Annotated in this window: 21 protein-coding genes and 2 tRNA genes; 8 read left to right on the plus strand and 15 right to left on the minus strand. The window is 69.4% G+C overall.

What is annotated here, in order from left to right:
* Nucleotides 1-130: 130 nt before the first annotated feature.
* Entirely contained in the window at nt 131-766 is a 636-nt protein-coding gene (locus tag AC5RV6_RS10400) for a vitamin K epoxide reductase family protein (RefSeq protein ID WP_494007225.1), read from the plus strand.
* Nucleotides 767-854: 88 nt separating this feature from the next.
* Nucleotides 855-1,964 carry an SDR family oxidoreductase gene (locus AC5RV6_RS10405; protein WP_494007226.1) on the plus strand — a complete coding sequence of 370 codons (1,110 nt, stop codon included), beginning with the start codon at nt 855-857 and terminating at the stop codon, nt 1,962-1,964.
* Here the strand turns inward: AC5RV6_RS10405 and AC5RV6_RS10410 are convergent.
* The 6 genes from AC5RV6_RS10410 to AC5RV6_RS10435 all read right to left on the minus strand — a co-directional run bounded on the left by AC5RV6_RS10410 (nt 1,961) and on the right by AC5RV6_RS10435 (nt 9,447).
* Nucleotides 1,961-2,656, minus strand: coding sequence for a CG0192-related protein (locus tag AC5RV6_RS10410; protein ID WP_494007227.1), 696 nt, complete (start codon nt 2,654-2,656; stop codon nt 1,961-1,963). The genes AC5RV6_RS10405 and AC5RV6_RS10410 overlap by 4 nt on opposite strands.
* Nucleotides 2,657-2,802: 146 nt before the next feature.
* Nucleotides 2,803-3,222, minus strand: a complete 420-nt coding sequence (ndk, locus tag AC5RV6_RS10415) for a nucleoside-diphosphate kinase (protein ID WP_494007228.1) — start codon at nt 3,220-3,222, stop codon at nt 2,803-2,805.
* The gene (locus tag AC5RV6_RS10420) at nt 3,219-3,737 is read right to left on the minus strand and encodes a DUF4233 domain-containing protein (protein ID WP_494007229.1); all 519 of its coding nucleotides are present in this window, start codon (nt 3,735-3,737) and stop codon (nt 3,219-3,221) included. Before AC5RV6_RS10420 ends, ndk begins: the two co-directional genes overlap by 4 nt.
* Nucleotides 3,738-3,743: 6 nt before the next feature.
* Nucleotides 3,744-5,105: a bifunctional folylpolyglutamate synthase/dihydrofolate synthase gene (locus AC5RV6_RS10425; RefSeq protein WP_494007230.1), complete on the minus strand. Its 1,362-nt coding sequence runs from the start codon at nt 5,103-5,105 to the stop codon at nt 3,744-3,746.
* The gene (gene ileS / locus AC5RV6_RS10430) at nt 5,102-8,371 is read right to left on the minus strand and encodes an isoleucine--tRNA ligase (RefSeq protein WP_494007231.1); all 3,270 of its coding nucleotides are present in this window, start codon (nt 8,369-8,371) and stop codon (nt 5,102-5,104) included. Before ileS ends, AC5RV6_RS10425 begins: the two co-directional genes overlap by 4 nt.
* 329 nt (nt 8,372-8,700) lie before the next feature.
* Nucleotides 8,701-9,447, minus strand: coding sequence for an SDR family oxidoreductase (locus tag AC5RV6_RS10435; protein WP_494007232.1), 747 nt, complete (start codon nt 9,445-9,447; stop codon nt 8,701-8,703).
* Nucleotides 9,448-9,585: 138 nt separating this feature from the next.
* Here AC5RV6_RS10435 and AC5RV6_RS10440 point away from each other — a divergent pair, with 138 nt between their 5' ends.
* Nucleotides 9,586-10,059: a PGPGW domain-containing protein gene (locus AC5RV6_RS10440; protein WP_494007233.1), complete on the plus strand. Its 474-nt coding sequence runs from the start codon at nt 9,586-9,588 to the stop codon at nt 10,057-10,059.
* A gap of 23 nt (nt 10,060-10,082) precedes the next feature.
* Here AC5RV6_RS10440 and AC5RV6_RS10445 read toward each other — a convergent pair whose 3' ends face one another.
* Nucleotides 10,083-10,454, minus strand: a complete 372-nt coding sequence (locus AC5RV6_RS10445; RefSeq protein WP_494007234.1) for a DUF488 domain-containing protein — start codon at nt 10,452-10,454, stop codon at nt 10,083-10,085.
* Nucleotides 10,455-10,647: 193 nt separating this feature from the next.
* Here AC5RV6_RS10445 and valS point away from each other — a divergent pair, with 193 nt between their 5' ends.
* Nucleotides 10,648-13,275 carry a valine--tRNA ligase gene (gene valS, locus AC5RV6_RS10450; RefSeq protein ID WP_494007235.1) on the plus strand — a complete coding sequence of 876 codons (2,628 nt, stop codon included), beginning with the start codon at nt 10,648-10,650 and terminating at the stop codon, nt 13,273-13,275.
* Between the two features lie 85 nt (nt 13,276-13,360).
* Here the strand turns inward: valS and AC5RV6_RS10455 are convergent, their stop codons facing one another.
* The 6 genes from AC5RV6_RS10455 to AC5RV6_RS10480 form a co-directional block, all read right to left on the minus strand.
* Nucleotides 13,361-13,975, minus strand: a complete 615-nt coding sequence (locus AC5RV6_RS10455; RefSeq protein WP_494007236.1) for a mycothiol-dependent nitroreductase Rv2466c family protein — start codon at nt 13,973-13,975, stop codon at nt 13,361-13,363.
* Nucleotides 13,976-14,011: 36 nt separating this feature from the next.
* Entirely contained in the window at nt 14,012-15,307 is a 1,296-nt protein-coding gene (clpX, locus tag AC5RV6_RS10460; protein ID WP_494007237.1) for an ATP-dependent Clp protease ATP-binding subunit ClpX, read from the minus strand.
* A gap of 162 nt (nt 15,308-15,469) precedes the next feature.
* On the minus strand, nt 15,470-16,144 hold the full coding sequence (locus AC5RV6_RS10465; RefSeq protein ID WP_494007238.1) for an ATP-dependent Clp protease proteolytic subunit: 675 nt from the start codon (nt 16,142-16,144) through the stop codon (nt 15,470-15,472).
* A 38-nt stretch (nt 16,145-16,182) separates the two neighbouring features.
* Nucleotides 16,183-16,803, minus strand: a complete 621-nt coding sequence (locus AC5RV6_RS10470; RefSeq protein ID WP_494007403.1) for an ATP-dependent Clp protease proteolytic subunit — start codon at nt 16,801-16,803, stop codon at nt 16,183-16,185.
* 271 nt (nt 16,804-17,074) lie between these two features.
* Nucleotides 17,075-18,442: a trigger factor gene (gene tig, locus AC5RV6_RS10475; RefSeq protein ID WP_494007239.1), complete on the minus strand. Its 1,368-nt coding sequence runs from the start codon at nt 18,440-18,442 to the stop codon at nt 17,075-17,077.
* A gap of 50 nt (nt 18,443-18,492) precedes the next feature.
* Nucleotides 18,493-18,566: transfer RNA gene (locus tag AC5RV6_RS10480), tRNA-Pro, on the minus strand.
* A gap of 145 nt (nt 18,567-18,711) precedes the next feature.
* Between AC5RV6_RS10480 and AC5RV6_RS10485 the strand changes: the two genes are divergently transcribed.
* A tRNA-Gly gene (locus AC5RV6_RS10485) sits at nt 18,712-18,782 on the plus strand.
* Nucleotides 18,783-18,914: 132 nt separating this feature from the next.
* Here the strand turns inward: AC5RV6_RS10485 and AC5RV6_RS10490 are convergent.
* Together AC5RV6_RS10490 and AC5RV6_RS10495 are read right to left on the minus strand one after the other, a co-directional pair.
* Nucleotides 18,915-19,817: an Fpg/Nei family DNA glycosylase gene (locus AC5RV6_RS10490; RefSeq protein WP_494007240.1), complete on the minus strand. Its 903-nt coding sequence runs from the start codon at nt 19,815-19,817 to the stop codon at nt 18,915-18,917.
* Complete coding sequence (locus AC5RV6_RS10495; protein WP_494007241.1) at nt 19,817-20,290, minus strand: ribose-5-phosphate isomerase; 474 nt, start codon at nt 20,288-20,290, stop codon at nt 19,817-19,819. The genes AC5RV6_RS10490 and AC5RV6_RS10495 overlap by 1 nt, the downstream gene beginning before the upstream one ends.
* Before the next feature lie 211 nt (nt 20,291-20,501).
* Between AC5RV6_RS10495 and AC5RV6_RS10500 the strand changes: the two genes are divergently transcribed.
* From AC5RV6_RS10500 to AC5RV6_RS10510, 3 genes are all read left to right on the plus strand, one after another.
* Nucleotides 20,502-23,552 carry an FG-GAP repeat domain-containing protein gene (locus tag AC5RV6_RS10500; RefSeq protein ID WP_494007242.1) on the plus strand — a complete coding sequence of 1,017 codons (3,051 nt, stop codon included), beginning with the start codon at nt 20,502-20,504 and terminating at the stop codon, nt 23,550-23,552.
* Between the two features lie 179 nt (nt 23,553-23,731).
* Nucleotides 23,732-26,284 carry an aminopeptidase N gene (gene pepN / locus AC5RV6_RS10505; RefSeq protein ID WP_494007243.1) on the plus strand — a complete coding sequence of 851 codons (2,553 nt, stop codon included), beginning with the start codon at nt 23,732-23,734 and terminating at the stop codon, nt 26,282-26,284.
* 58 nt (nt 26,285-26,342) lie between these two features.
* Nucleotides 26,343-26,837: an OsmC family protein gene (locus AC5RV6_RS10510; protein ID WP_494007244.1), complete on the plus strand. Its 495-nt coding sequence runs from the start codon at nt 26,343-26,345 to the stop codon at nt 26,835-26,837.
* The last annotated feature ends 43 nt before the right edge of the window (nt 26,838-26,880 follow it).

Below are 26,880 nucleotides of genomic sequence, written 5' to 3' on the forward strand. Positions count from 1 at the left end.
GGAAGCCTGTCGCTGGACCGACGACGGAATGTGGTTCCTCCGTCGGCCACAGCCATTATCTCACAAGCGTCCCTTTTTGGCCCGAGGCCGCGCATAGAATCGGAGAAAACCACCGGCAGAAGGAGAACCCGTGCCGACCTCACCATCCTCCCGCATCTCGCCGCAGCCACCGGAGGCAGCCGAGCTGCCGGGCACGATATCCGACCGCCACATCGGCTGGATCATGCTGATTACTTCGGTGGTCGGGTGGGTGGGGTCCGGCATCCTCGTGCTGGAGCGGCTCCGCGTCTACGCGGACGCCAACTACATCACCAGCTGCGACCTGAGCGCGTTCGTCTCCTGCGGCACCGTCTTCGAGACCTGGCAGGCCTCGCTGTTCGGCTTCCCGAACCCGCTGATCGGCATCGTTGCCTTCGCCGTCACCATTACCGTCGGCGTCTCCCTGCTGGCCGGCGCCCGGTTCCCCCGCTGGTACTGGGCGGGCGTGCAGGCCGGGGTGACCCTGGGCATGGTGTTCGTGGTGTGGCTGTGGAGCCAGGCGCTGTTCGATATCTACGTCCTGTGCATTTACTGCATCGTCGTGTGGACCGCGATGATCCCGCTCTTCGTGTTCACCACCGTGCGGAACCTGGCCTCCGGTGTGCTGCCTGCCCCGGCCGGGCTCGTGCGGTTCCTGCGGGAGTGGATCTGGCCGATCGTCGTCCTGCTGTGGGTGGCGACGGCGGCGTCGATCTTCTTCCGGTTCCTGCCCGCCTTCGCGGGCTGACCGGCCCGAAGGAATTTCCTCCCCCGGCCCCGTGTTGCCGCGAAAGTGCCGGATGCCCGTCCGGCGGCAGCATATGTGAGGGAGATCCATGCTCAGAACCCGCCCGGCCCGTTCCCATTCCGAGACCGTGCCCCCGACGGCGCTGGTGGCCGGCGCCACCGGCATCGCGGGCCGCGCCCTGGTGGACCTGCTGACCAAGGAGGGCTGGCGCGTGCTTGCCCTGTCCCGGCGGGTCACGGCGGCGGATCCGGCCCATCCCGGGGTCCTGCCCATCGCAGCGGACCTCACCTCCGCCGAGGAGCTGAAGGCCGTCCTGGGCGCCGCCAACCCCACCCACGTGTTCTTCACCTCGTGGTCGCGCCAGCCCACCGAAGCTGAGAACATCGCGGTCAATGCCGGGATGGTCCGCAACCTGCTTGCCGCGCTGGAGCATGCCCCGGTGGAGCACGTGGCCCTGATGACCGGGCTCAAGCACTACATGGGCCCCTTTGAGGCCTACGGGGCCGGGCCGATGCCGGACACCCCCTTCTCCGAGGAGGAGCCCCGGCTGCCGGTGGAGAACTTCTACTACGCCCAGGAAGACGAGCTGATGGCCGCGGCCGAGCGCTCCGGCTTCGCCTGGTCCGTGCACCGGGCGCACACCGTCGTCGGCTATGCTCCCGGCAACGCCATGAACATGGGCCAGACGCTGGCCGTGCAGGCGACGCTCTGCCGGGAGCTGGGGATGCCGTTCATCTTCCCCGGCTCGGAGACTCAGTGGAACTCGGTCACCGACATGACCGACGCCGGGCTGCTGGCGGAGCACATGCTGTGGGCCGCCACGGACGGGCAGACCGCCAACGAGGCGTTCAACGTGGTCAACGGCGACGTCTTCCGCTGGCGGACGCTCTGGCCCCGGCTGGCGGCGGAGTTCGGCGTCGAGGCGGAAGGCTTCGACACCGAACCGCGCCCCCTCCAAGCGCAGATGGGCGACATGGCCGGGGCCTGGAAGGATGTGGCCGCCCGCCACAGCCTGGCTGAGGCGGACGTTGACCGGCTCGCCTCCTGGTGGCACACGGACGCGGACCTGGGCCGGAACATCGAGGTCCTGACCGACATGAGCAAGAGCCGGCTGGCCGGGTTTACGGGTTACCGGCGCACCGAGGACGCCTTCAAGGACCTCTTTGCCCGGCTGCGCGCCGAGCGGCTGATTCCCTAGCCTGCGGTTTCCGTTCCGGCCCCCGGGCCGGCGGCGTCGATGTCGCCGGTGCTGCCGTCCGCGGCAGGCGTCTGCTGCCCGGACACGTACGCCAGCACCACCGGGACCTGCTGCCCCGCCCAGGTGGCGGTCAGGGCCGGGGCCTGCACCGCCGGCCCGTCCAGGTCCGGTGCCCGAAGCACGGAGAAGACCAGCCCGGCGGCCGTCAGCGTGGACGCCGGGCCGTCAGGGCCGTCGTCGAGCCCTTCCACGAGGTCCCGGCCTGCGGGATATCCGGTGCCGCTGAGCGCCACGGTCGGCGGCAGGACGTCCCCGTCGGGGGTCTGCTGCTCGGCCTGGTCCTGCCCGTCGAGCACGGCGGCGGCCAGCGCCTCGGCATAGACCGGATCCCCCACGGCGTCGTAGACCCAGCGCCGGCCGAGCACGGAGTGCTCCATGGTGCCCAGCAGGAAGGCGTCCGCGCCCGCCAGCGGGGCCGCCCGGTAGGTGAGCGGCACCTGGAGGACAGTGCCGTCGACGGAGACCAGATGCGTCTCGACGCCGACCTCGCCCGCGGGGTCATCCCAGCGGAACGCGGCGACGCGCTGCACGTCGGGCTGTGCCGGGCCGGCGAACCAGCCGGTGCCGGGCAGCCAGGAAGCGATCATTTCGGTCTTGGTCGGGCGCAGGGTCGCGTCGTAGATGAGAGCCATGCCGCCCAGCCTAGGCGATGCCCCTCATCGCGCAACCCCGCCCGCAGCCGGGGAAGACGCCGACGAAACGGGGCAAAGGAAGAAACGGGGCAAAGGAAAAGGCACCCCGCGCCGGCGAGGTGCCTTTTCACGATTGGACGGTCCGGTTACTTGCCGAACCAGATGCCGATCTCGCGGGCGGCGGACTCGGGCGAGTCCGAGCCGTGGACCAGGTTCTGCTGCACGGCGGTGCCCCAGTCCCGGCCGAAGTCGCCGCGGATGGTGCCCGGGGCGGCGGTGGTCGGGTCGGTGGTGCCGGCCAGGGAGCGGAAGCCCTCGATGACGCGTTCACCTTCGACGACGGCGGCCACCACCGGGCCGCTGAGCATGAACTCCACCAGCGGCTCGTAGAACGGCTTGCCGGCGTGTTCGGCGTAGTGCTCCTCGAGCAGGGTCCGGGTGGCGGCAACCTGCCGCAGCTCGGCCAGCCGGTAGCCCTTGGCTTCGATGCGGGCCAGGATGGCGCCGGTCAGGCCGCGGCGGACGCCGTCGGGCTTGATCAGGACGAGTGTGCGCTCGGTGCTCACGTGTTTTCTCCTCGGGTGTCGGGGTCTGCTCCCAGCCTATCCGCTGGCGTGGTGCCTTCGGGGCCGGCTGCGGCATCCCGGCCGCCGGCGGCCCGGGCCCGGTCCCATTCGGCCTGCTGCCGGTCCCGTTCCCGGTTCTCCCGGTCCACCCGCGCCCCGGCCCGCAGGCCGTACCACCAGGTGGCCGCGAACAGCACGCCGATCAGGAACATCATCGGTTCCAGGAACCCGGTAACGATCAGCAGCAGCTGCAGCACCCAGCCCACGGCCAGGCCGGCCGGTTTGGTCAGGAAGGCGCAGGTGCCGATCATCGCCAGCGCCAGCACGAGGCCGCCGCCGATGACCAGCCACGGGTTCAGCGTGTCCCGGTTCAGCCCGAACACCACCAGGGTGGCGAACAGGACCACGAAGGCCTCGAGGGCCAGGACCGTGGAGGCAAACAGCACCTTCGTGGATCGGCGTTTCTTGGGCATGCCCGGGCGCCACTCGCGCTGGGCCTTGGTCAGTTTCGCCATCTCGGCCTACTTTCCGAGCAGGGTGCGCGCTTCGGCGACCAGGGTGATCGAACCGATGATGAGCACTCCCCCGCCCAGGTCCCCGGTTTCCTCCGCGCGGGCGACCGCCCACTCGAGGGCGTCGTCGAGCTTCGGCTCGACGTGCACGAGGTCCTCGGAGAAACCTGCGTCGAGGGCGTCCTCCTCGAGCTCCTCGGCCGGAATGGCCCGGGGAGACATCGACTGGGTCAGGCAGACGCCGTTGACCATGTCACCGAAGCCCTCGCTCAGCTCCTCGAGGATGCCGGGGGCATCCTTCTCGGCGAGGATGCCGACCACCAGGGTCAGTGCGGTGAGGTTGAAGGCTTCCTTCACGGCGGCGGCGGCGGCCTTGATGCCGGCCGGATTGTGCGCGGCGTCGACGATGATTGTCGGGGCGGTGCGGACGGTCTCCAGGCGGCCGGGCGAAGTGACCGCGGCGAAGCCGGTGCGCAGCAGCTCCACGTCCAGTTCCCGGGTTCCGCCGCCGATGAAGGCCTCCAGCGCGGCGACGGCGACGGCGGCGTTCTGCGCCTGGTGCTCACCGTGCAGCGGCACCGGCACCTCCTCGTAGCGTCCGGCCAGGCCGTCGATGGTGACCATCTGGCCGCCGACCGCCATGACCCGGGAGGCGACGCCGAACTCGACGCCCTCGAACCGGTACGGGACGCCGACTTCCCGCGCCTTTTCCAGCAGCACCTGCGCGGCGCCCATCGGCTGGGCGGCGCTGACCAGGAACCCGCCCGGCTTGATGATGCCGGCCTTTTCGTAGGCGATGTCGGCAACGTCGTCGCCGAGCAGCTCGGTGTGGTCCAGGCTGATCGGGGTCACCACGGAGACCTGTCCGTCGCCGACGTTGGTGGCGTCGGTGATGCCGCCCAGGCCGACCTCGATCACGGCCACGTCCACCGGCTCATCCGCGAAGACGGCGTAGGCCAGGATGGTGACGCACTCGAAGTAGGTCAGCTTCGGCTGGCCGGCGGCGACCAGTTCGGCGTCGACCATCTCCAGGTAGGGCCGGATTTCGTCCCAGATCCGCACGAACGTCTCATCGTCGACCGGCTTGCCGTCGATGCTGATCCGTTCGGTGACCTTGCTCAGGTGCGGGCTGGTGTAGCGGCCGGTGCGCAGCCCGTAGGCCAGCAGGCCGCCCTCGATCAGCCGGGCGGTGCTGGTCTTGCCGTTGGTCCCGGTGAGGTGGATGATCGGGAAGGCCTTGTTGGGCTCCCCGAGCAGCTCCATGGCGCGGAACAGCGGCGCCATCCGCGGTTCCATCTTGTTTTCCGGCGCGCGGCTGAGCAGCTCGGCGTAGACGCTCTCCACCGAGAAGCCGTCGATGTCCCCGCTCATCGGATCACCTCCACGGTGACCTCGAACTCGTCGTCCGCGCCGTCGGCCCGGACCTGAAGATCCGCGGTGAGGGTCTCGCCCTTGATCAGCCCGGCGTTGGCTTCCAGCGCCGCGGCGGAGGCGGGGCCCGTGACGACGACGGTGCGGATCCGGTCGCTGATGTGCAGGTCCGCGTCGCGGCGGGCCTGCTGGACGGCGCGGATGGCGTCGCGGGCGGTGCCCTCGGCGGCCAGTTCCGGCGTCACCTCCGTGTCCAGGACCAGGAAGCCGCCGCCGGGCAGCACGGTGACGGCCTTGGCGGCTTCGCCTTCGGCGGCGTCGACCACGGTGTCCAGGGTGTACTCGTGCGGTTCCAGCTCCAGCCCGCCGGCGGTGACCGTGCCGGCGTCATCCACCGACCAGTCCCCGGCCTTGGCGGCCTTGATCGCGGTCTGCACGTTCTTCCCCAGCCGCGGGCCGGCGGCCCGGGCGTTGACGACCAGCTTCTGGCTGATGCCGTACTCGGCCGGATCGGCGTCGGCGGCGTCGACCAGGGCCACGTTCTTCAGGTTCAGCTCATCGGCGATGATCGCGGCAAACTGTCCGGTCAGCGCCTCGGCGCCCGGCACCGCCACGGTCATTTCCCGCAGCGGCAGGCGCACGCGCAGGTTCGCGCCCTTGCGCAGCGAGGAGCCCACCGAGCAGATCCGCCGGGTGGTGTCCATCCGGGTCACCAGGTCGGCGTTGGTCGGGAAAGCGCCGGCTTCGGGCCAGTCGGTCAGGTGCACCGAGCGCCCGCCGGTGAGCCCGCGCCAGATCTCCTCGGAGATCAACGGCAGCAGCGGCGCGGCGACCCGGCACACTGCCTCCAGGCAGGTGTAGAGCACGTCGAACGCCTCGGTGTCCTCATCGAAGAACCGGGTGCGGCTGCGGCGGATGTACCAGTTGGTCAGCACGTCCATGTAGGAGCGCAGCAGCTCGCAGGCCTCGGAGACCTCGTAGGCGTCCAGCGAGGTGCGCATGGACCGGATCAGCCCGCCGGTGGCGGCCAGCATGTACTGGTCCAGCGGGTCCTTGGCGTCGTGGCGCAGCTTCGCCTCGTAGCCCGCCCCGTTGTTGGCGGCGTTGGTGTACAGACTGAAGAAGTGCCAGGCGTTCCACAGCGGCAGCATGACCTGCCGGACGCCGTCGCGGATGCCCTGTTCGGTGACAATCAGGTTGCCGCCGCGCAGGATCGGCGAGGCCATCAGGAACCAGCGCATCGCGTCGGAGCCGTCGCGGTCCAGGACCTCGGAGACGTCCGGGTAGTTGCGCAGCGACTTGGACATCTTCTGCCCGTCGGAGCCCAGGACAATGCCGTGGCTGATCACGTTGCGGAACGCGGGCCGGTCAAACAGGGCGGTGGCGAGGATGTGCAGCGTGTAGAACCAGCCGCGGGTCTGGCCGATGTACTCGACGATGAAGTCGCCCGGGTTGTGGTGCTCGAACCAGTCGGCGTTTTCGTGCGGGTAGTGCACCTGGGCGTAGGGCATCGACCCGGAATCGAACCACACGTCCAGCACGTCCTCCACGCGGCGCATGGTGGATTTGCCGGTGGGGTCGTCCGGGTTGGGCCGGGTCAGCTCGTCGATGAACGGGCGGTGCAGGTCCGGCTCGCCGTCGTGGTTCAGCGGCAGCCGGCCAAAGTCGGCCTCCAGCTCCGCCAGGGAGCCGTACACGTCGGTGCGCGGGTAGTTGGGATCATCGGAGACCCACACCGGGATGGGGCTGCCCCAGTACCGGTTGCGGCTGATCGACCAGTCGCGGGCGTTTTCCAGCCACTTGCCGAACTGGCCGTCCTTGACGTTGCCCGGGATCCAGTTGATCTGCTGGTTCAGCTCGACCATCCGGTCCTTGATCTTGGTGACTTCCACGAACCAGGAGGAGACCGCCTTGTAGATCAGCGGGTTCCGGCAGCGCCAGCAGTGCGGGTAGCTGTGCTCGTAGCTGGCCTGGCGCAGCAGCCGGCCCTGGGCCTTCAGGACGCGGGTGATCGGCTTGTTGGCCTCGAAGACCTGCAGCCCGGCGATTTCGGCCAGCGGGCCGTCGGCGAACAGGTTCAGGAACTTCGCGCCCTCATCCACGGAGAGGGTGACGGGGATGCCGTTCTCCTCGCAGATCTTCTGGTCGTCCTCGCCGTACGCCGGGGCCTGGTGGACGATGCCGGTGCCGTCGGTGGTGGTGACGTAGTCGGCCACCACGATCTGGAAGGCGTTGGCCGTACCCCACTTTTCGGCGTCGGCGAAGTAGTCCCAGAGCGGCACGTAGCGCAGCCCCCGCAGCTCGGCGCCGGTGTGGACGGACGTGACGGCGGCGCGGGCGGCGTCGGCGTCGTCGTACCCCAGGTCCTTCGCGTAGGAACCGAGGAGGTCTTCGGCGAGCATGAACCGCCCCTCACCGGCCAGGGTGCCGTTCGGCCCGGCGGGCACGACGGCGTAGCGCACGTCGGGGCCGACGGCGAGGGCGACGTTGGTGGGCAGGGTCCAGGGGGTGGTGGTCCAGGCGATGGCCTGGACGCCCTCGAGCTCGGCGGAGAGCACATTGTCCCCGGCGATGATCGGGAAGGTGACCGTGACCGTCTGGTCCTGCCGGTTCTTGTAGACGTCGTCGTCCATGCGCAGCTCATGGTTGGACAGCGGCGTCTCGTCCTTCCAGCAATACGGGAGGACCCGGAAACCGCTGTAGGTCAGGCCCTTCTCGTGCAGCGTCTTGAACGCCCAGATGACCGACTCCATGTACTCGACGTTGAGCGTCTTGTAGTCGTTCTCGAAGTCCACCCAGCGGGCCTGGCGGGTGACGTAGTCCTGCCACTCGCGGGAGTACTTCATCACCGAGGCGCGGCAGGCGTCGTTGAATTTGTCGATGCCCATGGCTTCGATCTGGGTCTTGTCGCTCATGCCCAGCTGCTTCATGGCTTCGAGCTCGGCGGGCAGCCCGTGGGTGTCCCAGCCGAAGCGGCGCTCCACCCGGCGGCCAAGCTGGGTCTGGTAGCGGGCCACCAGGTCCTTGACGTAGCCGGTGAGCAGGTGCCCGTAGTGCGGCAGGCCGTTGGCGAAGGGCGGGCCGTCGTAGAAGACGAACTCGTTGTCGCCGTCGGTCCCGGCCGGGCGGGCATCGATGGAGGCCTGGAAGGTGCCGTCCGCGTCCCAGTACTTCAGCACCCGCTCTTCGATCTCGGGGAAGCGGGGCGAGGAGGAAGCGCCGTCGGCGGACGGCGTCGTGGACGCCTTGGGGTAGATCTGTGGCATGTCGTCATCCTGGTAGCGGCAAGGAATGGGCTTGGTACAGGATGCGAGGGCGAACGTCCCACCGGCCTTGCGTCGCCGGCGGTTCACCGCGGTACCACCTCGCTTGCTGACCGATGTCCGTCCCGGGATCCGGGCGCGGGCGTCGGCCGCCGCTCATTGACTGCTGTGACGGGCTTACCCGTCCGGTTCTACTGGGCGCTTCACCGAAGGGCGGAGGCTGTTCTTCCGGAAGCTCGCCGGTGATGGCCGGGTCATAGCTGCTTTGGCCATTTTAGGGGATCGGCCCGGCGCTGTCGAAGGGCAGCACCGGGCCGCTGTCCGGCCGGGGCTCAGGCGCCGCGGCGGATGACCTTGTGCTGGGCGGCCTGGGCCACCGGCCGCATCACGATCTGGTCCAGGTTGATGTGGTGCGGCAGGTTCAGCGAGTAGGCGATGACGTCGGCGACATCCTCCGCCGTCAGCGGCTTGGCGACGCCGGCGTACACCTTCTCCGCGGCCTCCTCGCTGCCCAGCCGGTTCCGGGAGAACTCGTCCGTCTTCACCATGCCCGGGCAGACTTCGATGACGCGCACGTTGTGCTCGGCTTCCTCCAGGCGCAGGGTGCGGGCCATCAGCTCCTCCCCCGCCTTGGCGGCGCAGTAGCCGGCCCCGCCCTCGTAGGCGGTGAAGGCGGCCGTCGAGGTCAGCATCAGCACGCTGCCCTCGCCGTTGTCGCGCAGCGCCGGCAGGAAGGCCTGGGTCACGCGCAGGGTGCCGAGCACGTTGACCTCGTACATCCGGGCCCAGTCCTCCACGGATCCGACCGCCACGGAGTCCATCCCCCAGGCCCCGCCGGCGTTGTTCACCAGCGCATCCAGGCCGCCGTCGGCCAGCACCCGCTCGGCCAGGGCGTCGACGTCGGCCTGGGCGGTGATGTCGGCGGCGACGGGCACCGCCCCGGTTTCCGCTGCCAGCGCGGTGAGGCGCTCGGCGCGGCGGGCGACGGCATACACGGTCCAGCCGCTTGCCGTAAGGGCCCGTACGGCGGCGGCACCGATGCCTGAACTTGCTCCTGTGACAACTACACGCTTGGTCATGGGGCCTACCCTAACCGTTGGTTCCGGCAGCCTCCGCCCGTGTGCCGCAGTGTTGCGGGAGGCTCCCTCGGAGGCCCGGCGCAGCCCGCCCCGGCACGCAGGGTGTGTGCCGACGGCGGATGTGGAAAGCTGGTACCCATGGCTCGAACGGATCTGATTCCTGCTTGGCTTCGCCGCACCGGCATCGAAGTTGCGGGCTGGACTCTGGTCGTCGTCGGGGTGGCAGCCCTTGTCCTGCCCGGCCCCGGGCTGCTGATGATCGCCGCCGGGCTGGCCGTGCTCTCGCTCCGCTACGCGTGGGCCCACCGCTGGCTGCGCCCGGTGAAGGTGCGCGCGTTCAAGGCCGCCGAGGAAGGGGTGCAGACCTGGCCCCGCATCGCCCTGGCCCTCAGCGGCGCCCTGGCGCTGATGGCCGCGGGCGTCACCTGGGGGCTGTGGCGCCGGGCGCCGCACTGGTGGCCCCTGCATCAGGACTGGTGGCTGCCCGGCGGCTGGGCCACCGGCGGCACGCTCATCGGTTCCGGCTGCATCGCCGTGGCGCTGCTGGTCTACAGCTACCACCGTTTCCGGGGGGCCGGCCGGCCGGGCCCGGAAGCCTCCACCGCGCCGTAGCGGTTCCGCCGCCGCCTCCGCTCCTAAGCCGCCGGTTCGGGCAGCTCCAGCAGGAACTCCCGCAGCACCACGGCCTCGTTCCGCCGCTCATTGCGCGCCCCGTAGAGCAGCACGGTGTCGGCCCGGGAGGCGCAGGCAAGGGCGAAGTCGGCCGTCTCCGGTTTCCTTGCCAGCTCATCGCGGTACCGGGACACGAACCCCTCCCAGCGGTCCGGCCGGTGCCCGAACCATCTGCGCAGGTCCGTGCTCGGCGCCAGGTCCTTCAGCCACTCATCCAGATGCGCCCGTTCCTTTGACACCCCGCGCGGCCAGAGCCGGTCCACCAGCACCCGGTAGCCGCCGTCGTCGGGCTCGTAGATGCGCCGGATCCGGATGCTCCCCTGTTCCTTCGCCATGCCCGCCGATGGTACGCGCCGACCGGCGGCGGCGGCACCGGCCGCGGCCGTATCGGAGCCGGCGGGCCGGCAGCTGCCTTCCCGCTGCCCTGCCTCCCTGCCGCACCCGCGCCCCTGCACCCCTCCCGACGCCGCCTGACGGCGTCCGGCGCAACATACCCCGCCGCCCCGCCCACATGGGAGAATGGAGAACATGGCTGAACACAACCCGGGCACAGACACGCCCGAAGAACCCGTGACCGTGAACGTTCCCGACAAGCCGGCCCTCGAGGGCCTGGAGCAGTCCCTGAGCCGCCGCTGGCGCGAGGAAGGCACCTACGCCTTCCGCGAGGACACCGTCCGGGACGAGGTCTACTCCATCGACACTCCCCCGCCCACCGCCTCCGGCTCGCTGCACGTGGGACACATGTTCTCCTACACGCAGACCGATGTGCTGGCCCGCTTCCAGCGGATGCGCGGCAAGAACGTCTTCTACCCGATGGGCTGGGACGACAACGGCCTGCCCACCGAGCGCCGCGTGCAGAACTACTACGGCGTCCGCTGCGATCCCACCAAGCCCTACATCGAGGGCTACCGGCCGCCGGCCACGGCACCGAAGAACCAGCGCGACTTCGACGTCATCTCCCGCCGCAACTTCATCGAGCTGTGCGAGGAGCTGGCGGTCGAGGATGAAAAGGTCTTCGAGGACCTGTTCACCCAGCTGGGCCTCTCGGTGGACTGGACGCGCACCTACCGCACCATCGACGACACCTCCCGCGCCGTCAGCCAGCGCGCCTTCCTGGAGAACCTCGCCGCCGGCGACGCCTACATGGCCGAAGCCCCCACGCTGTGGGACGTCACCTTCCGCACCGCCGTCGCCCAGGCCGAGCTCGAGGACCGCGAGGTTCCCGGCGCCTACCACCGGATCAGCTTCCACCGGCCCGACGGGGAGAAGGTCTTCATTGAGACCACCCGTCCCGAGCTGCTGCCCGCCTGCGTGGCGCTGGTGGCCCACCCCGACGACGAGCGGTACCAGCCGCTGTTCGGCACCACCGTGACCTCGCCGCTGTTCGGCGTGGAGGTCGAGGTGAAGGCCCACCCCCTCGCCAAGCCCGACAAGGGCTCCGGCATCGCCATGATCTGCACCTTCGGCGACCTGACCGACGTCACCTGGTGGCGGGAACTGAACCTGCCCACGCGCGCCGTCATCGGCCGCGACGGCCGGATCCTCGCGGACACCCCGGAGTGGATCACCGGCGGGCAGGCACAGGAGAACTACGCCGCCCTGGCCGGCAAGACCGTGTTTTCCGCCAAGGAGGCCGTGGTCGAGATGCTGCGCGCCTCGGGCGACCTCGAAGGCGAGCCGAAGAAGATCACCCACCCGGTCAACTTCTTCGAAAAGGGCGACAAGCCCCTCGAAGTGGTCACCAGCCGGCAGTGGTACATCCGCAACGGCGGCCGCGACGCCGACCGGCGCGAGAGGCTGATCAACCGCGGCCGGGAGATCGACTTCCACCCGGCGCACATGCGCTCCCGCTACGAGAACTGGGTCGAAGGCCTCAACGGCGACTGGCTGGTCTCCCGCCAGCGCTTCTTCGGCGTCCCGGTGCCGGTCTGGTACCCGCTGGACGCCGCCGGAAACCCGGTCTACGACGAGCCGATCCTGCCGACGCCGGACATGCTGCCCATCGATCCCGCCGCCGAGCCGGCACCGGGTTTCGAGGAGTCCCAGCGCAACCGGCCCGGCGGATTCATCGGCGACGCGGACGTGCTCGACACCTGGGCCACGTCCTCGCTGACCCCGCAGATCGTGGGCGGCTGGGCGCGGGACGAGGAGCTGTTCAGCAAGGTCTTCCCGTTCGATCTGCGCCCTCAGGGCCACGACATCATCCGGACCTGGCTGTTCTCCTCCGTGGTGCGCGCCGACGCGCTGAACAGCTGCGCCCCGTGGAGGCACGCCGCCATCTCCGGCTGGATCCTGGATCCGGACCGCAAGAAGATGTCCAAGTCCAAGGGCAACGTGGTGGTTCCCACCGACGTGCTCAACGAGTACGGCTCCGACGCAGTGCGCTACTGGGCGGCCTCGGCCAAGCTGGGCGCGGACACCGCCTATGAGATCGCGCAGATGAAGATCGGCCGCCGGCTGGCCATCAAGCTGCTCAACGCCTCCAAGTTCGTCCTGAACCTGGGCGCGACGCAGCGCAACGTCATCGGCTCCGGCACCGAAGCCTCCGTGGTGGTCAACCCGCTGGACGCCTCCCTGCTGGTGCAGCTGGTGGACGTGGTCAACCAGGCCACCGCGGCGTTCGAGAAGTATGACTACGCCAAGGCCCTGCAGATCACCGAGTCGTTCTTCTGGTCCTTCACCGACGACTACGTGGAGCTGATCAAGGACCGGGCGTACGGCGGCGTCGGCGACGCCGAGCAGGCCTCCGTGCTCGCCACCCTGGCGACCACGCTGGACGCGCTGCTGCGCCTGTTCGCCCCGTTCCTGCCCTTCGCCACCGAAGAGGTCTGGAGCTGGTGGCGCGCCGGTTCGGTGCACACCGCCAGCTGGCCCTCCACCGAGGGCCTCTCCGGTGCCGTCGCCGACGCCGACCCGGCCCTGCTCGGCACGGTCGCGCTGGCCCTGGGCGGCATCCGGAAGGCCAAGTCCGAAGCCAAGGTCAAGCAGCGCACCGAGGTGCTCAAGGCCACCGTCACCGGCTCCGAGACGCAGATCGCCCGGGTCCGCGCCGGACAGGCCGACCTGCAGGCCGCCGGCAACGTGCGGGACCTGGGCCTTGCCGTCGCCGACGGCGAGCTGGCCGTGACCGACGTCGAGCTCGCCCCGGCGGAGTAACCCGCCCAGACGCAAAAGGCCCCGTCCGGATTCCTCCGGGCGGGGCCTTTCCCGTCGTCCCGCCGGGCGGGAAGACCAAGGACACTCAGTCGAAGCGCGGGCTTTCGGTGCGGCTGCGCTTGAGCTCGAAGAAGGCGGGGTTGGCCGCCAGCATCAGCGCGCCGTCGAACATCCGGCCGGCTTCCTCACCGCGCGGAATGCGGGTGAGCACCGGGCCGAAGAAGGCGGTGCCGTTGAACGCGACGACGGGGGTACCCACATCCTCGCCCACCTGGCTGATGCCCGCGGTGTGGGAGGCGCGCAGCTGCTCGTCGAACTTGTCGCTGCCGGCGTACTCGGCCAGCTCCGCGGGCAGTCCCACCTCGGCCAGCGAAGCGCTGATGACGTCGGTGAAATCGTCGTTGCCCTGGTTGTGGATCCGGGTGCCCATGGCGTCGTACAGCTTCTTGACGTACTCACGGCCGTGCAGCTCCTGCGCGGCGATGATCACGCGCACCGGGCCCCAGGCCCGGTCGATCCGGGCCCGGTAATCGGCGGGCAGGTCGCGGCCCTCGTTGAGCACGGCCAGGCTCATGACGTGCCACTCGGTGCGCACGTCGCGGACCTTTTCCACCTCCTCCATCCAGCGGGAGGTCACCCAGGCGAACGGGCACATCGGATCGAACCAGAAATCGGCGGCAGCCGGGGCGGACTCGGGCATGGAACTCCTTCGGAAACTGAATGTTCGGGAAGCCTGCTAGGCAGACTTGGTACGCCGTTTGGCGACCACGTCGTGGGAAATGAGCGTCGGCTCGGCCTTCTCGGTGACCGCTTCCTCGGTGATCACCACGGTCGCGACGTCGTCGCGGCTGGGCAGATCGAACATCACCGGAAGCAGGACCTCCTCGAGGATGGCCCGCAGGCCCCGCGCGCCGGTGCCCCGGGAGAGCGCCTGGTCCGCGATGGCGTCGAGCGCGGCCGGCTCGAAGGCGAGCTCGACGCCGTCGAGCTGGAACATCTTCTGGAACTGCTTCACCAGGGCATTCTTCGGCTCGGTGAGGATCCTGATCAGGGCCGGCCGGTCCAGGTTGGACACGGTGGTGATGACGGGCAGGCGCCCGATGAATTCGGGAATCAGCCCGAACTTCAGCAGGTCCTCGGGCATGACGTCGGCGTAGGAGTCGACGTTCTTCGACGCCTCGTTCAGGGGTGCGCCGAAGCCGATGCCCTTCCGGCCGGACCGGGAGCCGATGATCTCCTCGAGGCCGGCAAACGCCCCGGCCACGATGAAGAGCACGTTGGTCGTGTCGATCTGGATGAACTCCTGGTGCGGGTGCTTGCGGCCGCCCTGGGGCGGCACGGACGCAACCGTGCCTTCGAGGATCTTCAGCAGCGCCTGCTGGACGCCCTCGCCGGAGACGTCCCGGGTGATCGACGGGTTCTCGCTCTTGCGCGAGATCTTGTCGATTTCATCGATGTAGATGATGCCCTGTTCGGCCTTCTTGACGTCATAGTCGGCTGCCTGGATGAGCTTCAGCAGGATGTTCTCGACGTCCTCGCCGACGTAGCCCGCCTCGGTGAGCGCGGTGGCGTCGGCGACGGCGAACGGAACGTTCAGCCGGCGCGCCAGGGTCTGGGCCAGGTAGGTCTTGCCGCAGCCGGTGGGGCCGATCAGCAGGATGTTCGACTTGCCGATCTCCACGTCTTCACCCGCGCCGCCGTCGCCCAGGGTGCCGGCTGCGCGGCCGGCGTGGTTGCCGGCCTGGATCCGCTTGTAGTGGTTGTACACCGCAACGGCCAGGGCCCGCTTGGCCGGCTCCTGGCCGATCACGTACTCCTGCAGCGACTCGAAGATCTCGCGGGGCTTGGGGAGTTCGAACGATCCCAGGTCCGAGACCTCGGAGAGCTCCTCCTCGATGATCTCGTTGCACAGATCAATACACTCGTCGCAGATGTACACGCCGGGACCGGCGATCAGCTTGCGTACCTGTTTCTGGCTTTTTCCGCAGAAAGAGCACTTGAGCAGGTCAGTGCTCTCACCGATGCGAGCCATAGTTCAGTCCCCTCAGATGGTCCTTCAAAAAGCGGTTCCGACGAGCGCCGTCACCGAAGACGAAACGAGCCAGCCACCTTGTTCCACTCTAGGGTACTTGGAGGAGGTAATCAGCAACCGCAAAGCCCGTGGTGCGCGGTGCGCGCCACGGGCTTCGGCCGCTTAGCTCTTGTTGATCGCCGGAGTCTTGATCTTGCGCGAATCCAGCACCTGGTCGATCAGGCCGTATTCGCGTGCCTGTTCGGCGGTCAGGATCTTGTCACGCTCGATGTCCTGGTTGACCTGCTCCGCGCTGCGGTTGGAGTGCAGCGCCAGGGTGTCCTCGAGCCAGGAGCGCATGCGCATGACCTCGGCGGCCTGGATCTCCAGGTCGGAGGCCTGCCCGCCCTGTCCGCCGGCCAGTGCGGGCTGGTGGATCAGCACGCGGGCGTTCGGCAGGGCCAGGCGCTTGCCCGGGGTGCCGGCGGCCAGCAGGACGGCGGCGGCGCTGGCGGCCTGGCCGAGGCAGACGGTCTGGATCTCGGGGCGGATGTACTGCATGGTGTCGTAGATGGCCGTCATGGCCGTGAACGAACCGCCCGGGGAGTTGATGTACAGCGTGATGTCACGGTCCGGGTCGGTGGACTCGAGGACCAGCAGCTGGGCCATGATGTCGTCGGCCGATGCGTCGTCCACCTGGACGCCGAGGAAGATGATGCGGTCCTCGAACAGCTTGGTGTACGGGTCCTGCCGCTTGAAGCCGTAGGGCGTGCGCTCCTCGAACTGGGGCAGCACGTAGCGGCTGGAGGGCATCTGCGGTGCAGCGCCGAAGCCGGGGGTTCCGAAATTGTGGTTCATGTTCTTGCTCCTGAAGTCTAAGGTTCCCTGGGCTTGGCTCAGCTGTCGGCGGGCTCGCCGTTGCCGGCCCGGTCCGTGCCGCCGCCGCCGGTGACACCGCCGGCGTGCGCGGCGATCTTGTCGAAGAAGCCGTATTCCAGGCCCTCCTCGGCGGTGAACCACTTGTCGCGGTCGTTGTCCCGCAGGATGGTCTCGACGGTCTGGCCGGTCTGCTCAGCGGTGAGCTCCGCCATCACCCGCTTCATGTGCAGGATCAGCTCGGCCTGGATCTTGATGTCGGAGGCCGTGCCGCCGATCCCGCCGGAGGGCTGGTGCATGAGGATCCGGGCGTGCGGGGTCGCGTAGCGCTTGCCCTTGGTGCCCGACGAGAGCAGGAACTGGCCCATGGACGCAGCCAGGCCGGTGGCCACCGTGACCACGTCGTTGGGGATGAACTGCATGGTGTCGTAGATCGCCATGCCCGCGGTCACCGAGCCGCCGGGCGAGTTGATGTACAGGTAGATGTCCTTCTCGGGGTCCTCCGCCGAGAGCAGCAGGAGCTGAGAGCAGATGGCATTGGCGTTCTCGTCGCGGACCTCGGAGCCCAACCAGATGATCCGGTCCTTGAGGAGGCGGTTGTAGATGTAGTCGTCCCGACCGGCCGGATCAACGCTGGCCATGGTGGGAGTGATGGGTGCAGTTGCCATACTCAGGTAACCTCTCGCTCTGGCGGTTTGGAGCCGACCCGTAGCCGGAAACGTTCCGCCGTTTGTCTCTCATTGGACCCTAACCTGTCCCGCCGACCTTTTACTCCCGTTACACCGGCTGTTCGCTGATGGCGCACGGTGCCGCGGCGCGCGGCCGCCGGCGGTTCCCGGTTGGGGTTAAACGAAGGCGGCACCGTCGGCTGATGCCTTCGGTGCCGCCCCTGCGGCCCAGGGCCGCGGAGTGCTACTTCTTGTCTTCGGCGGCCTCGTCGGCGGCCGGAGCCTCAGCTGCCTCTTCGGCGGCCGCAGCCTCTTCGCCCTGCGGGCGGACGAACTCGCTGAGGTCGACCTCGGCACCGTTGGTGTCGGTGACCTTCGCCAGCTCCAGGACCTTGGACAGGGCCTTGCGGCGGCGCACCTCGCCGACCATCATCGGCACCTGGCCGGCCTGGTCGATCAGCTGCGCGAACTGGTTCGGGTCCATGCCGTACTGGCCGGCGGTGGAGACGATGTACTCGATCAGCTCGTTCTGGTCGACGCCGAGCTCTTCCTTGTCGGCGATCGCGTCGAGCACGATCTCGTTGCGGAACGCCTGCTCGGTGTTCTCGCGGACCTCGGCGCGGTGCTCCTCGGTGTCGTGGTCCTCGCCGGCGGCGTGGCCGGACTCGGAGTTGAAGTGCTGCTCCAGCTGCTCCTCGATGACCGACTCGGGAACGGGCACCTCGACGAGCTCCATGAGCTTCTCGAGCACCTTGTCGCGGGCCTGGACGCCCTGCTCCATGCGCTTGCCCTCGGCTGCCTGGCGGGCCAGGTCCTCGCGCAGCTCGGCGATCGTGTCGAACTCGCTGGCCAGCTGGGCGAAGTCGTCGTTGGGCTCGGGCAGCTCGCGCTCCTTCACGGCCTTGACCGTGACGGTGACCTCGGCGTCCTCACCGGCGTGCTCGCCGCCGGCGAGCTTGGTGGCGAAGGTGGCCGACTCATCGGCGCTCAGGCCCGTCACGGCTTCGTCCATGCCCTCGAGCATGGTGCCGGCGCCCACCTGGTAGGACAGGTCCGCGGCGGAGTCGATCTCCTCGCCGTCGACCTTGGCAACCAGGTCCATGGTGAGGAAGTCCTGCTCCTTGGCGGGGCGGTCCACGGCCTTCAGGGTGCCGAAGCGGCCGCGCAGCTCGTCAAGGGCCTTCTCGATGTCGGCGTCGCCGGCTTCGATCGGGTCGACGGTGACCTCGAGGCCTTCGTAGGAAGGCAGCTCAATCTCGGGGCGGACGTCGAGCTCGACGGTGAAGACCAGCTGGCCTTCGTTGGAGGCCGGGTCCGGGACCTCGGTGATCTCCACCTCGGGCCGGGTCAGCGGGCGGATGCCGGTCTCGCGGACGGCGTCCTGGTAGAAGCCGTTCAGGCCCTCGTTGATGGCCGTTTCCAGCACGTACCCGCGGCCGACCCGCTGGTCGATGATGCGGTTGGGAACCTTGCCCTTGCGGAACCCGGGAACCTGCACCTGGCCGGCGATGGTCTTGTAGGCCTCATCAATGCTGGGCTTCAGCTCATCAAGCGAAACTTCAACGTTGAGCTTGACCCGCGTGGGGGTGAGGTTTTCGACAGCGCTTTTCACCGCGTAGTTCTCCTGGAGGTTCTCGGATTGGGGTCTGCACGTATACAGAGTCGGGGTGACAGGATTTGAACCTGCGACTTCCTGCTCCCAAAGCAGGCGCTCTTCCAAGCTGAGCTACACCCCGTCAGTGCACCTGACAGCCTACCGGCATTGCCTGATGTATGCACAATTGCCGTCTGGGCCAACATAGTGGTCCGCCGCCGTGCGCCCGGCGGGCCGTTTCGCCTGCCGCCCCGGGCCGTGCTATGGTAATTTCTGCCTTCGGCGCCGGGGATGTAGCTCAATGGTAGAGCCTCAGTCTTCCAAACTGATTACGCGGGTTCGATTCCCGTCATCCCCTCTCACAGGGATTCCAGCCAAAGGAACCCGGATCCGCAGGGATCTGTAACAGCATAAATGCAGGGACCTCCCCCACGGGAGGTCCCTGCATTGTTTAACCGCCGGCGCCGCCTGTCCTGCCCCTAAGGGGCGTTCAGCCGTCCGTGCCCTCCCCGGCCTGGCACGCCGGACACCAGTACAGTTTCCGTGCACCGATCTCGGTGCCGGCCACCGGCGTGCCGCAGATCCGGCACGGCAGCCCGGTCCGCTTATAGACGTAATGCGCGTCCTCCTCCGCGACGGGTTCGCCCGGCACGGCGCGGTCGGCGGGCGCGGTCGTGACTATCCGGCCGCGGGCCACGCCGTCGGCCAGCAGGGCCACCGCGTCCTCCCACAGGGCGAGGGCCTCGTCCCGGTCCAGCTGCCGCCCGGTACGCCAGGGCCACAGGCGCGCCCGGAACAGCAGCTCGGCCCGGTACACGTTGCCGACGCCGGCCAGCACCTCCTGGTTCATCAACAGCAGCGCCACCGGTGACCCTTTGGCGAGCAGCCGCCGGGCGAACTCCTCACCGGAGGAGTCCGGGCGCAGCGGATCCGGCCCCAGCCGGCGCAGGACGGTGTTGCGTTCGGCCTCCGTGACCACCTCGCACGCGGTGGGGCCGCGCAGATCAGCCCACCCGTGGGCGGACGCCAGCCGCACCCGGACCGCGCCCTTCGGCTCCGGCGGGCCCTGATAACGGCCGGGTGCGCCGTCGTCCGGTGTTTCCCGCTCCCCCACCCGCCGGGGCGCGCCGATGCTCGAGGCTCCTCGGAAGGTCTCGTCTCCGCCGAAGTCGAAGGCGCCGTAAAGGCCCAGGTGGATCCGCAGGACCAGGTCGTTGTCAAAGTGCAGGAAGAGCTGCTTGCCGTGCGCCTCGGCGCGCAGCAGCCGGTGCCCGTCCAGGCGCGCGGCGCCGGCGGCGAAGCGGCCCTGCGGGCTGCTGACCGCCAGGTCCGCGCCGGCGAAGACGCTGTTGAACTGGCGGGCCAGGCGGTGGATGGAATGTCCCTCGGGCATCAGTGCCCGATGCGTCCGGACGCCTCGTACGCGGCGATCTGCCCGATGCGGCGGACGTGGCGCTCAGCGCCGCTGAACGGCTCGGCGAGGAAGGCCTCAATGATCCGGGTGGCCTCGTCCACGCTGTGCTGGCGGCCTCCCACGGCCACCACGTTGGCATCGTTGTGCTGCCGGGCCAGCCGGGCCGTGTCCAGGTTCCAGGCCAGGGCGGCGCGGATGCCGCGCACCTTGTTCGCCGCGATCTGTTCGCCGTTGCCGGAACCGCCCAGCACGATGCCCAGGGCGTCCACCCCGGCGGCCTGGTCCGCGGCGACGGCCTCCGCGGCGTCGATGCAGAAGGCCGGGTAGTCGTCCTCGGCGTCGTATTCCTGCGGGCCGTGGTCCACCACCTCGTAGCCGAGCCCGGTGAGGTGCCCGACCAGGTGGGCGCTGAGCTCGAGGCCGGCGTGGTCGGTTGCAATGTGGACGCGCATGGGGATTCCGTTCAGGTGGTGGGGCGGGGTTGAGTCCAGATTAGCTTTCCGCCCCGGGCCGGCTCCAACCGGGCAGGCATCGGGACGGCAGTAACAGTTCGGCATCCGTCTGCCTTGTGGCTAACGCGGGAGCAGTTGCGCACGATAATGATGTGCGGCGTGTGTCTTTGACCCATGCACCATCGGTCCCGGCCCGCAAGGAACTACCGCAATGAAAACTGCACGCTTCGCCATCGTGGCGCTCCTCGCCGGCAGCCTTGCCCTCGGCAGCGCCGCGGCACCGGTCCATGCGCAGGTGCAGGAACCCGTCGTGGCCGAGCCGGCCCCGACCGGCGTTCCCGGTGCCGAGCCGGCCCAGGACCCCGCGGAGCCGACGGCCCCGCCGTCCCCGCCGTCCCCGGCTGCAACGGACGCACCTCTGCCGGCGCCCACGGCGACCGGCGGCCCGTCCGACGCCGCGGATCCCGAGGTGGTCCCGGAGGTTCCCGCCTCCCCCGCCGCCGAGGAACCCGCGCCCGACGCCGAAGCAGAAGCGGGGTTCGATCCGGTGGGTCCCGGCCATGTGGTGCCCGGGCCGAATGCACCGCTGGAAACCGAGGCGGACGGGTCCGTGCACAGCCTCGGCGAAGACCACGACCAGCCTGCCGGCGCCGCCGCAGCCGGCCCGCGTTCCGCCCTTCCGTTCGCCGCCGCCACCCGCACCGGGACCATCCAGGTCACCCTCGTCCTGTCCACGCTGGCCGACAACCGCAGCTGGGTCAATGAAGCCGCGGCCCGGGCCGCCGTCAACGAGGCCAACCGGTACTGGCGGGCCATGTCCAACGGCCGCCTCGGCATCAACATCAAGACGGTACGGCGCCACGACTCCCAGGCACGCTCGTGGGAGGACTACGCGCAGGTGATGAACACCGTCAGCCGGGAGATCGGCTGGCGCGAGTCCCCCTATACAGCCCTGGTGGCGTTCACCCCGGCGGCGGACCTCAAGGTCGGCGGCTACGGCGGCTTCCTGGGCGGCGGGTGGACCAGCACCGGCACCGGCGGCCGGATCCTCATGCCGGCTCCGTCCGGATTCACCAGCAACGTGGTGACCCACGAGTTCGGCCACACGCTCGGCCTGCTGCACGCGAATTCCCTGCAGTGCACCAACGGCCGGGCCGACGTCGGCTCCAGCGGCAGCCGCTGGAACGACGGCGCCTGCAGCAGCCGTGAATACGCGGACACCCTGGACCTGATGGGCTACGCCCAGCTGAACCGCCTCCCGGTGATCAACTCCTACTTCTGGGACGCGGGAGGCTTTGGACGGGGCAATGAAATCCTGAACGCCGGCGACGCCGTCAAGAGCCGGAGCTTCACGCTGCGGCCCTGGGGCGGCACCGCCGCCCAGCGCGCCGTCAAGTTCAGGGACCCGCTCAGCGGCGAAACCTATTACGTGGAGCTTCGCCAGCCGGCCGGCTTTGACTCCTACCTCGCCTCGGGCCCCGCAGGCAACCGCGGCGTCAAGATCACCAAGGCGGACCGGGCCAACAGCTGGGCCACCAACTCGCTCAGCATCCAGCCGTCCACCCGCCCCTACTCCGCGCTCTACGGTGAGCGCCAGGCCTGGCAGGTGGGGCAGACCTTCACCACGCACACCGGGCTGAAGATCCGGGTGGACTGGATGAACCAGGGCGGGGCCGGCATCACTATCACCGGGGCCTACCCCGACGACTGGTCCTACCGCGCCTTCACCCCCGGAGACTTCAACGGCGACCGGATCGCCGACCTGATCACCCGCCGCACCGACGGCACGCTCTGGTTCAGCGCGGGCACCGGCAGCGGCACCTTCCGTCCGGCGGTACGGATCGGGCAGGGCTGGCAGATCTTCAACCTCCTGGTCGGGCCCGGCGACTACGACGGAGACGGCCGCAGCGACATCCTGGCCCGCAACGTCGACGGCTCGCTGTGGCTGTACTCGGGCACGGGCAAGGTCGGCGGAGGCAACGAAGGGTACAAGCCCGGCCGCCGGATCGGCAGCGGAGGCTGGAACGACTTCAACCGCATCATTGCCCTCGGCGACGCCGACGGCAACCGCCGGGCCGACCTGCTCGCCACCCGGGCGGACGGCGGGGCGTTCCTTTACTCGGGCACCGGCAACGGCGGGCACGGCCCCTCCCGCTACCTCGGCGGAGGCTGGAACCGCTACACGCAGCTGGTCGGGGCCGGGGACTTCAACGGCAACGGGCGGGGCGACCTGATCGGCCGGACAAGCGACGGAAAGATCCGCCTGCTCCCGGGCCAGGGCAACGGAACCTGGGGCACCGGGCTGATCATCGGCCAGGGCTGGAACATCTACCAGGAGATCCACGGCGGCTTCGACTTCAACCGCGACGGCCGTCCGGACCTGATCGGCCGCTACGCGAACCAGACGCTGGCCTTCTATGCGGGCACCCGCAGCGTCTCCGAAGGCTACCGCGCGCCGGTGCGCAGCTCGACCCCCGGCCTGGGCCGGACGCGCCAGGTCGTCAGCGTCAGCGACTTCAACGGCGACAAGCGCCCGGACCTGCTGAGCATCCGGACCGACGGCAGCCTGTGGCTGCATCCCGGCCTGGGGTCCGGCCGGCACGGCAACCCCGTCCGCATCGGCAGCGGCTGGGAGATGTACGCCGAGCTCACCTCCCCGGGCGACTTCAACGGCGACGGCCGCGCGGACCTGGTCGCCCGGGCACACGACGGCACCCTCTGGTTCTATGCCGGCACCGGGAAGGTCGGCGGCAAGGACGAGGGATACCGCCCGGCGGTTCGGATCGGCGGCGGCTGGGAGATCTTCCGGCAGGTCCTCGGCACGCCGGACCTCGACGGCGACCGGCGCCCCGATATCCTGGCCCGGCACCGCGACGGGTCGCTCTGGCTCTACAGCGGCACCGGCCGGATCGGCAGCGGAAACGAGGGGTACCGGCCGGGACGCAGGATCGGCACCGGAGGCTGGGAGACCCTGAACCTGACGGCCCCCGGCGACTACGACCGCAACGGCACCGCCGACCTCCTCGCCCGGGCCGGGGACGGCACCCTGTTCCTGTACCGGGGCACCGGGAAAGCAGGCCTGCAGGAGGCCGAGGTCGTCGGATCGTACTGGAACAGCTACAGCTACCTGCTCGGAACCGGCGACGCCACCAAGGCTCCGGATCTGCTGGGCGTCGGCCCGGACGGAGCCACCTGGCACTACACCGGTACCGGGATGGGCGCTCAGGGCTACCAGGCGGCCCGGTCGGCGGGCCGGCTCTAGCAGCCCCCGGGCGGCAACCCGCGCGGTTTCGCGGAAACGGATGTTTTCGCGAAACAGCGCGGGTTGCTTGGCTTAAGGGACCGCGGTGAGAGAATGTTGCAGTTGTCCATGTCGACCGCCGTGCCCTGACCCGGGACGGCGGCCGATGTCTCCCACCGAAAGGCCTACCCTTGCCCGGTATGAATCTCACGCGTGCAGAAGCCCGTGAACGCGCCGAACTGATCGACGTCGAAAGCTACGACGTCAACCTCGACCTGACCCGCGGCGATGAGGTCTTCGGCAGCACCACCGTGGTGAAGTTCTCCGCACGCGCCGGCGCCTCGACATTCATCGACGCCGTAACGGCCGCCGTTCACCGGGTCACCCTCAACGGCGTCGCCCTGGATCCGGCGGAGGTTTCCGACGGCGTCCGCATCCAGCTGCCGAACCTCGCCGAGTCCAACGAGCTCGTGGTCGAGGCCGACGCGCTGTACATGAACACCGGCGAGGGGCTGCACCGGTTCGTGGACCCGGTGGACAACGAGGTCTACCTCTACTCCCAGTTCGAGGTTCCGGACTCGCGGCGGATGTTCGCCGTCTTCGAGCAGCCCGACCTGAAGGCAAGCTTCCGCTTCACCGTCACCGCCCCCTCGCACTGGGACGTCATCTCCAACTCCCCCACGCCGGAGCCCGTCGCGGCCGAGTCCGTGGACGCCGCCGCGCCGAAGTCCACCTGGTCCTTCGAGCCGACGCCGCGCATCTCCTCCTACATCACCGCCCTCATTGCCGGCCCCTACCAGTCGGTGCGGAGCGAGCTGACCAGCTCCGACGGGCGCGTCATTCCGCTGGGCGTGTTCGCCCGCCGCTCGCTGATGCAGTACCTCGACGCCGAAAACGTCTTTGAGCTGACCAGGCAGGGGTTCGCCTTCTACGAGGAGCAGTTCGGCACCCCCTACCCGTTCGAGAAGTACGACCAGCTGTTCGTGCCCGAGTTCAATGCCGGCGCCATGGAAAACGCCGGGGCCGTCACGTTCCTGGAAAGCTACGTTTTCCGCTCCCGCGTGCCGGAGGCCACCATCGAGCGGCGCGCGGTCACGATCCTGCACGAGCTGGCGCACATGTGGTTCGGCGACCTGGTGACCATGCGCTGGTGGAACGACCTGTGGCTGAACGAGTCCTTCGCGGAGTTCATGTCCACCCTCGCCGCAGCCGAGGCCACCGAGTTCACGCAGGCGTGGACCACCTTTGCCTCCCTCGAAAAGGGCTGGGCCTACCGTCAGGACCAGCTGCCCACCACGCACCCGATTGTCGCCGAAATCCGTGACCTTGAGGACGTGCAGGTCAACTTCGACGGCATCACCTACGCCAAGGGCGCCTCCGTGCTCAAGCAGCTGGTGGCCTGGGTGGGCCAGGACAGGTTCATGGCCGGGGTGCGCGAGTACTTCGGCAAGCACGCCTGGGGCAACACCGTCCTCACCGACCTGCTCAGCGAGCTGGAGGCGGCCAGCGGCAGGAACCTGGCCGACTGGTCCGCAAAGTGGCTGGAGACCGCCGGCGTCAACACCCTGCATCCGCTGATCGAAGCCGACGACGAGGGCGTGCTCACCCGGCTGGCCATCCGCCAGACCGCGGTCCAGGAGTACCCGACTCTGCGTCCGCACCGCCTGGCGGTCGGCTTCTACAACGAGGGGGATGACGGACGGCTGCACCGCACGCACCGCATCGAGCTCGACGTCGACGGCGAACTCACCGAGGTGGCCGAGGCCGCCGGCCTGGCGCAGCCTGACCTGCTGCTGCTCAACGACGACGACCTGGCCTACGCCAAGATCCGTCTGGACCCGAAGTCCCAGCGCACCGCCGTGCGCCGGCTGCGGGACATCTCCGATTCGCTGCCCCGCACCCTGGTCTGGGCCGCGGCCTGGGACGGAACCCGCGACGGCGAGATCCCCGCCCGCAACTACGTCGAGCTCGTCCTGCAGAACATTGCCGACGAGAGCGATTCCACCGTGGTGCAGGTCCTGCTGCGCCAGCTGGCGACCACGCTGGCGTTCTACGTGGACCCGGCGGACCGCGACGCGATGACGGCCGCCGCAGCCGACAGCCTGTGGGACCTCAGCCGTGCCGCCGCGCCCGGCTCCGATTCACAGCTGCAGTTCGTCAAGGCCTTCGCCGCGCACGCCGTCTCCGAGGCCCAGCTCGATTCCCTCGCCGCTCTGTTCTCCGGTGAGGCCACCCTTGAGGGCCTGGAGATCGACGCCGACCTGCGCTGGGAGCTGCTGACCGGCCTGGTGGTCGGCGGCCGCGCCGGGCAGGAGGAGATCAATACGGAGCTGCAGCGCGACCCCACCGCGACCGGTCAGCTGGCGGCCGCCCAGGCCACGGCCGCCCTGCCCGGCGCCGAGGCCAAGGCCGCGGCCTGGGAGTCCATCGTCGAACGGTCCGAGCTGCCCAACGCAGCCCAGCGCTCGGCGATCGTCGGCTTCAGCCGGGTGCACGACGCCTCCGTGCTGGAGCCGTACGTCGACCGGTACTTCGAGGCCGTGCGCGAGGTCTGGAACACCCGCACCCACGAGATCGCCCAGCAGATCGTCGTCGGGCTCTACCCGTCCCGGCTCACCCGGCAGGAGACGATCGACCGGACCGACGCATTCCTCGAATCGCTCGGTGACGAGGCTCCGGCCCTGCGCCGGCTGATCCTGGAAAGCCGCGACGGCCTGGTCCGGGCGCTGAAGGCCCAGGCCGCCGACAAGTAGGCCCGGCAGACACCGGCGCCGCGGCCCGCTGCCGCGGTTCCCCTGAAAGGACAGGCTGATGATCAACTCCGAGCACCATTACGGGGTGCGCCTGGAATGGACGGGCAACCGCGGCAGCGGCACCTCCGGGTACCGTGCCTACGGGCGGGACCACGTCCTCAGCGCCGACGGGCTGCCGGACATCGCCGGCACCGCCGATCCCACCTTCCACGGCGACCGGGACCGGTGGAATCCGGAACAGCTGCTCCTCGCAGCCCTGTCCCAATGCCACATGCTCTCCTTCCTGCATGTGGCGGTGCGCCATGGCCACGTCGTCACCGGCTACGCCGACGACGCCGCGGGAACGCTGCGCCTGAACCGGGACGGCAGCGGAGAGTTCACCGACGTCCTGCTCCGGCCGCGCGTGAGCTTCGATCCCGGGTCGGCGCCCACGGAGCAGGAGCACGGGCGGCTGCACGCCGAGGCGAACCGGCTCTGCTTCATTGCCCGCAGCGTCGCGTTCCCGGTGCGGCACGAGCCCGCCGCCGTGCTCCCGGCGGCCGGCCCGTCCTGACGACGGCGTCCGGGTCCGCGTCCGGAGGACCCGGCCGCCACCG

The sequence above is a fragment of the Arthrobacter saudimassiliensis genome (assembly GCF_059090665.1).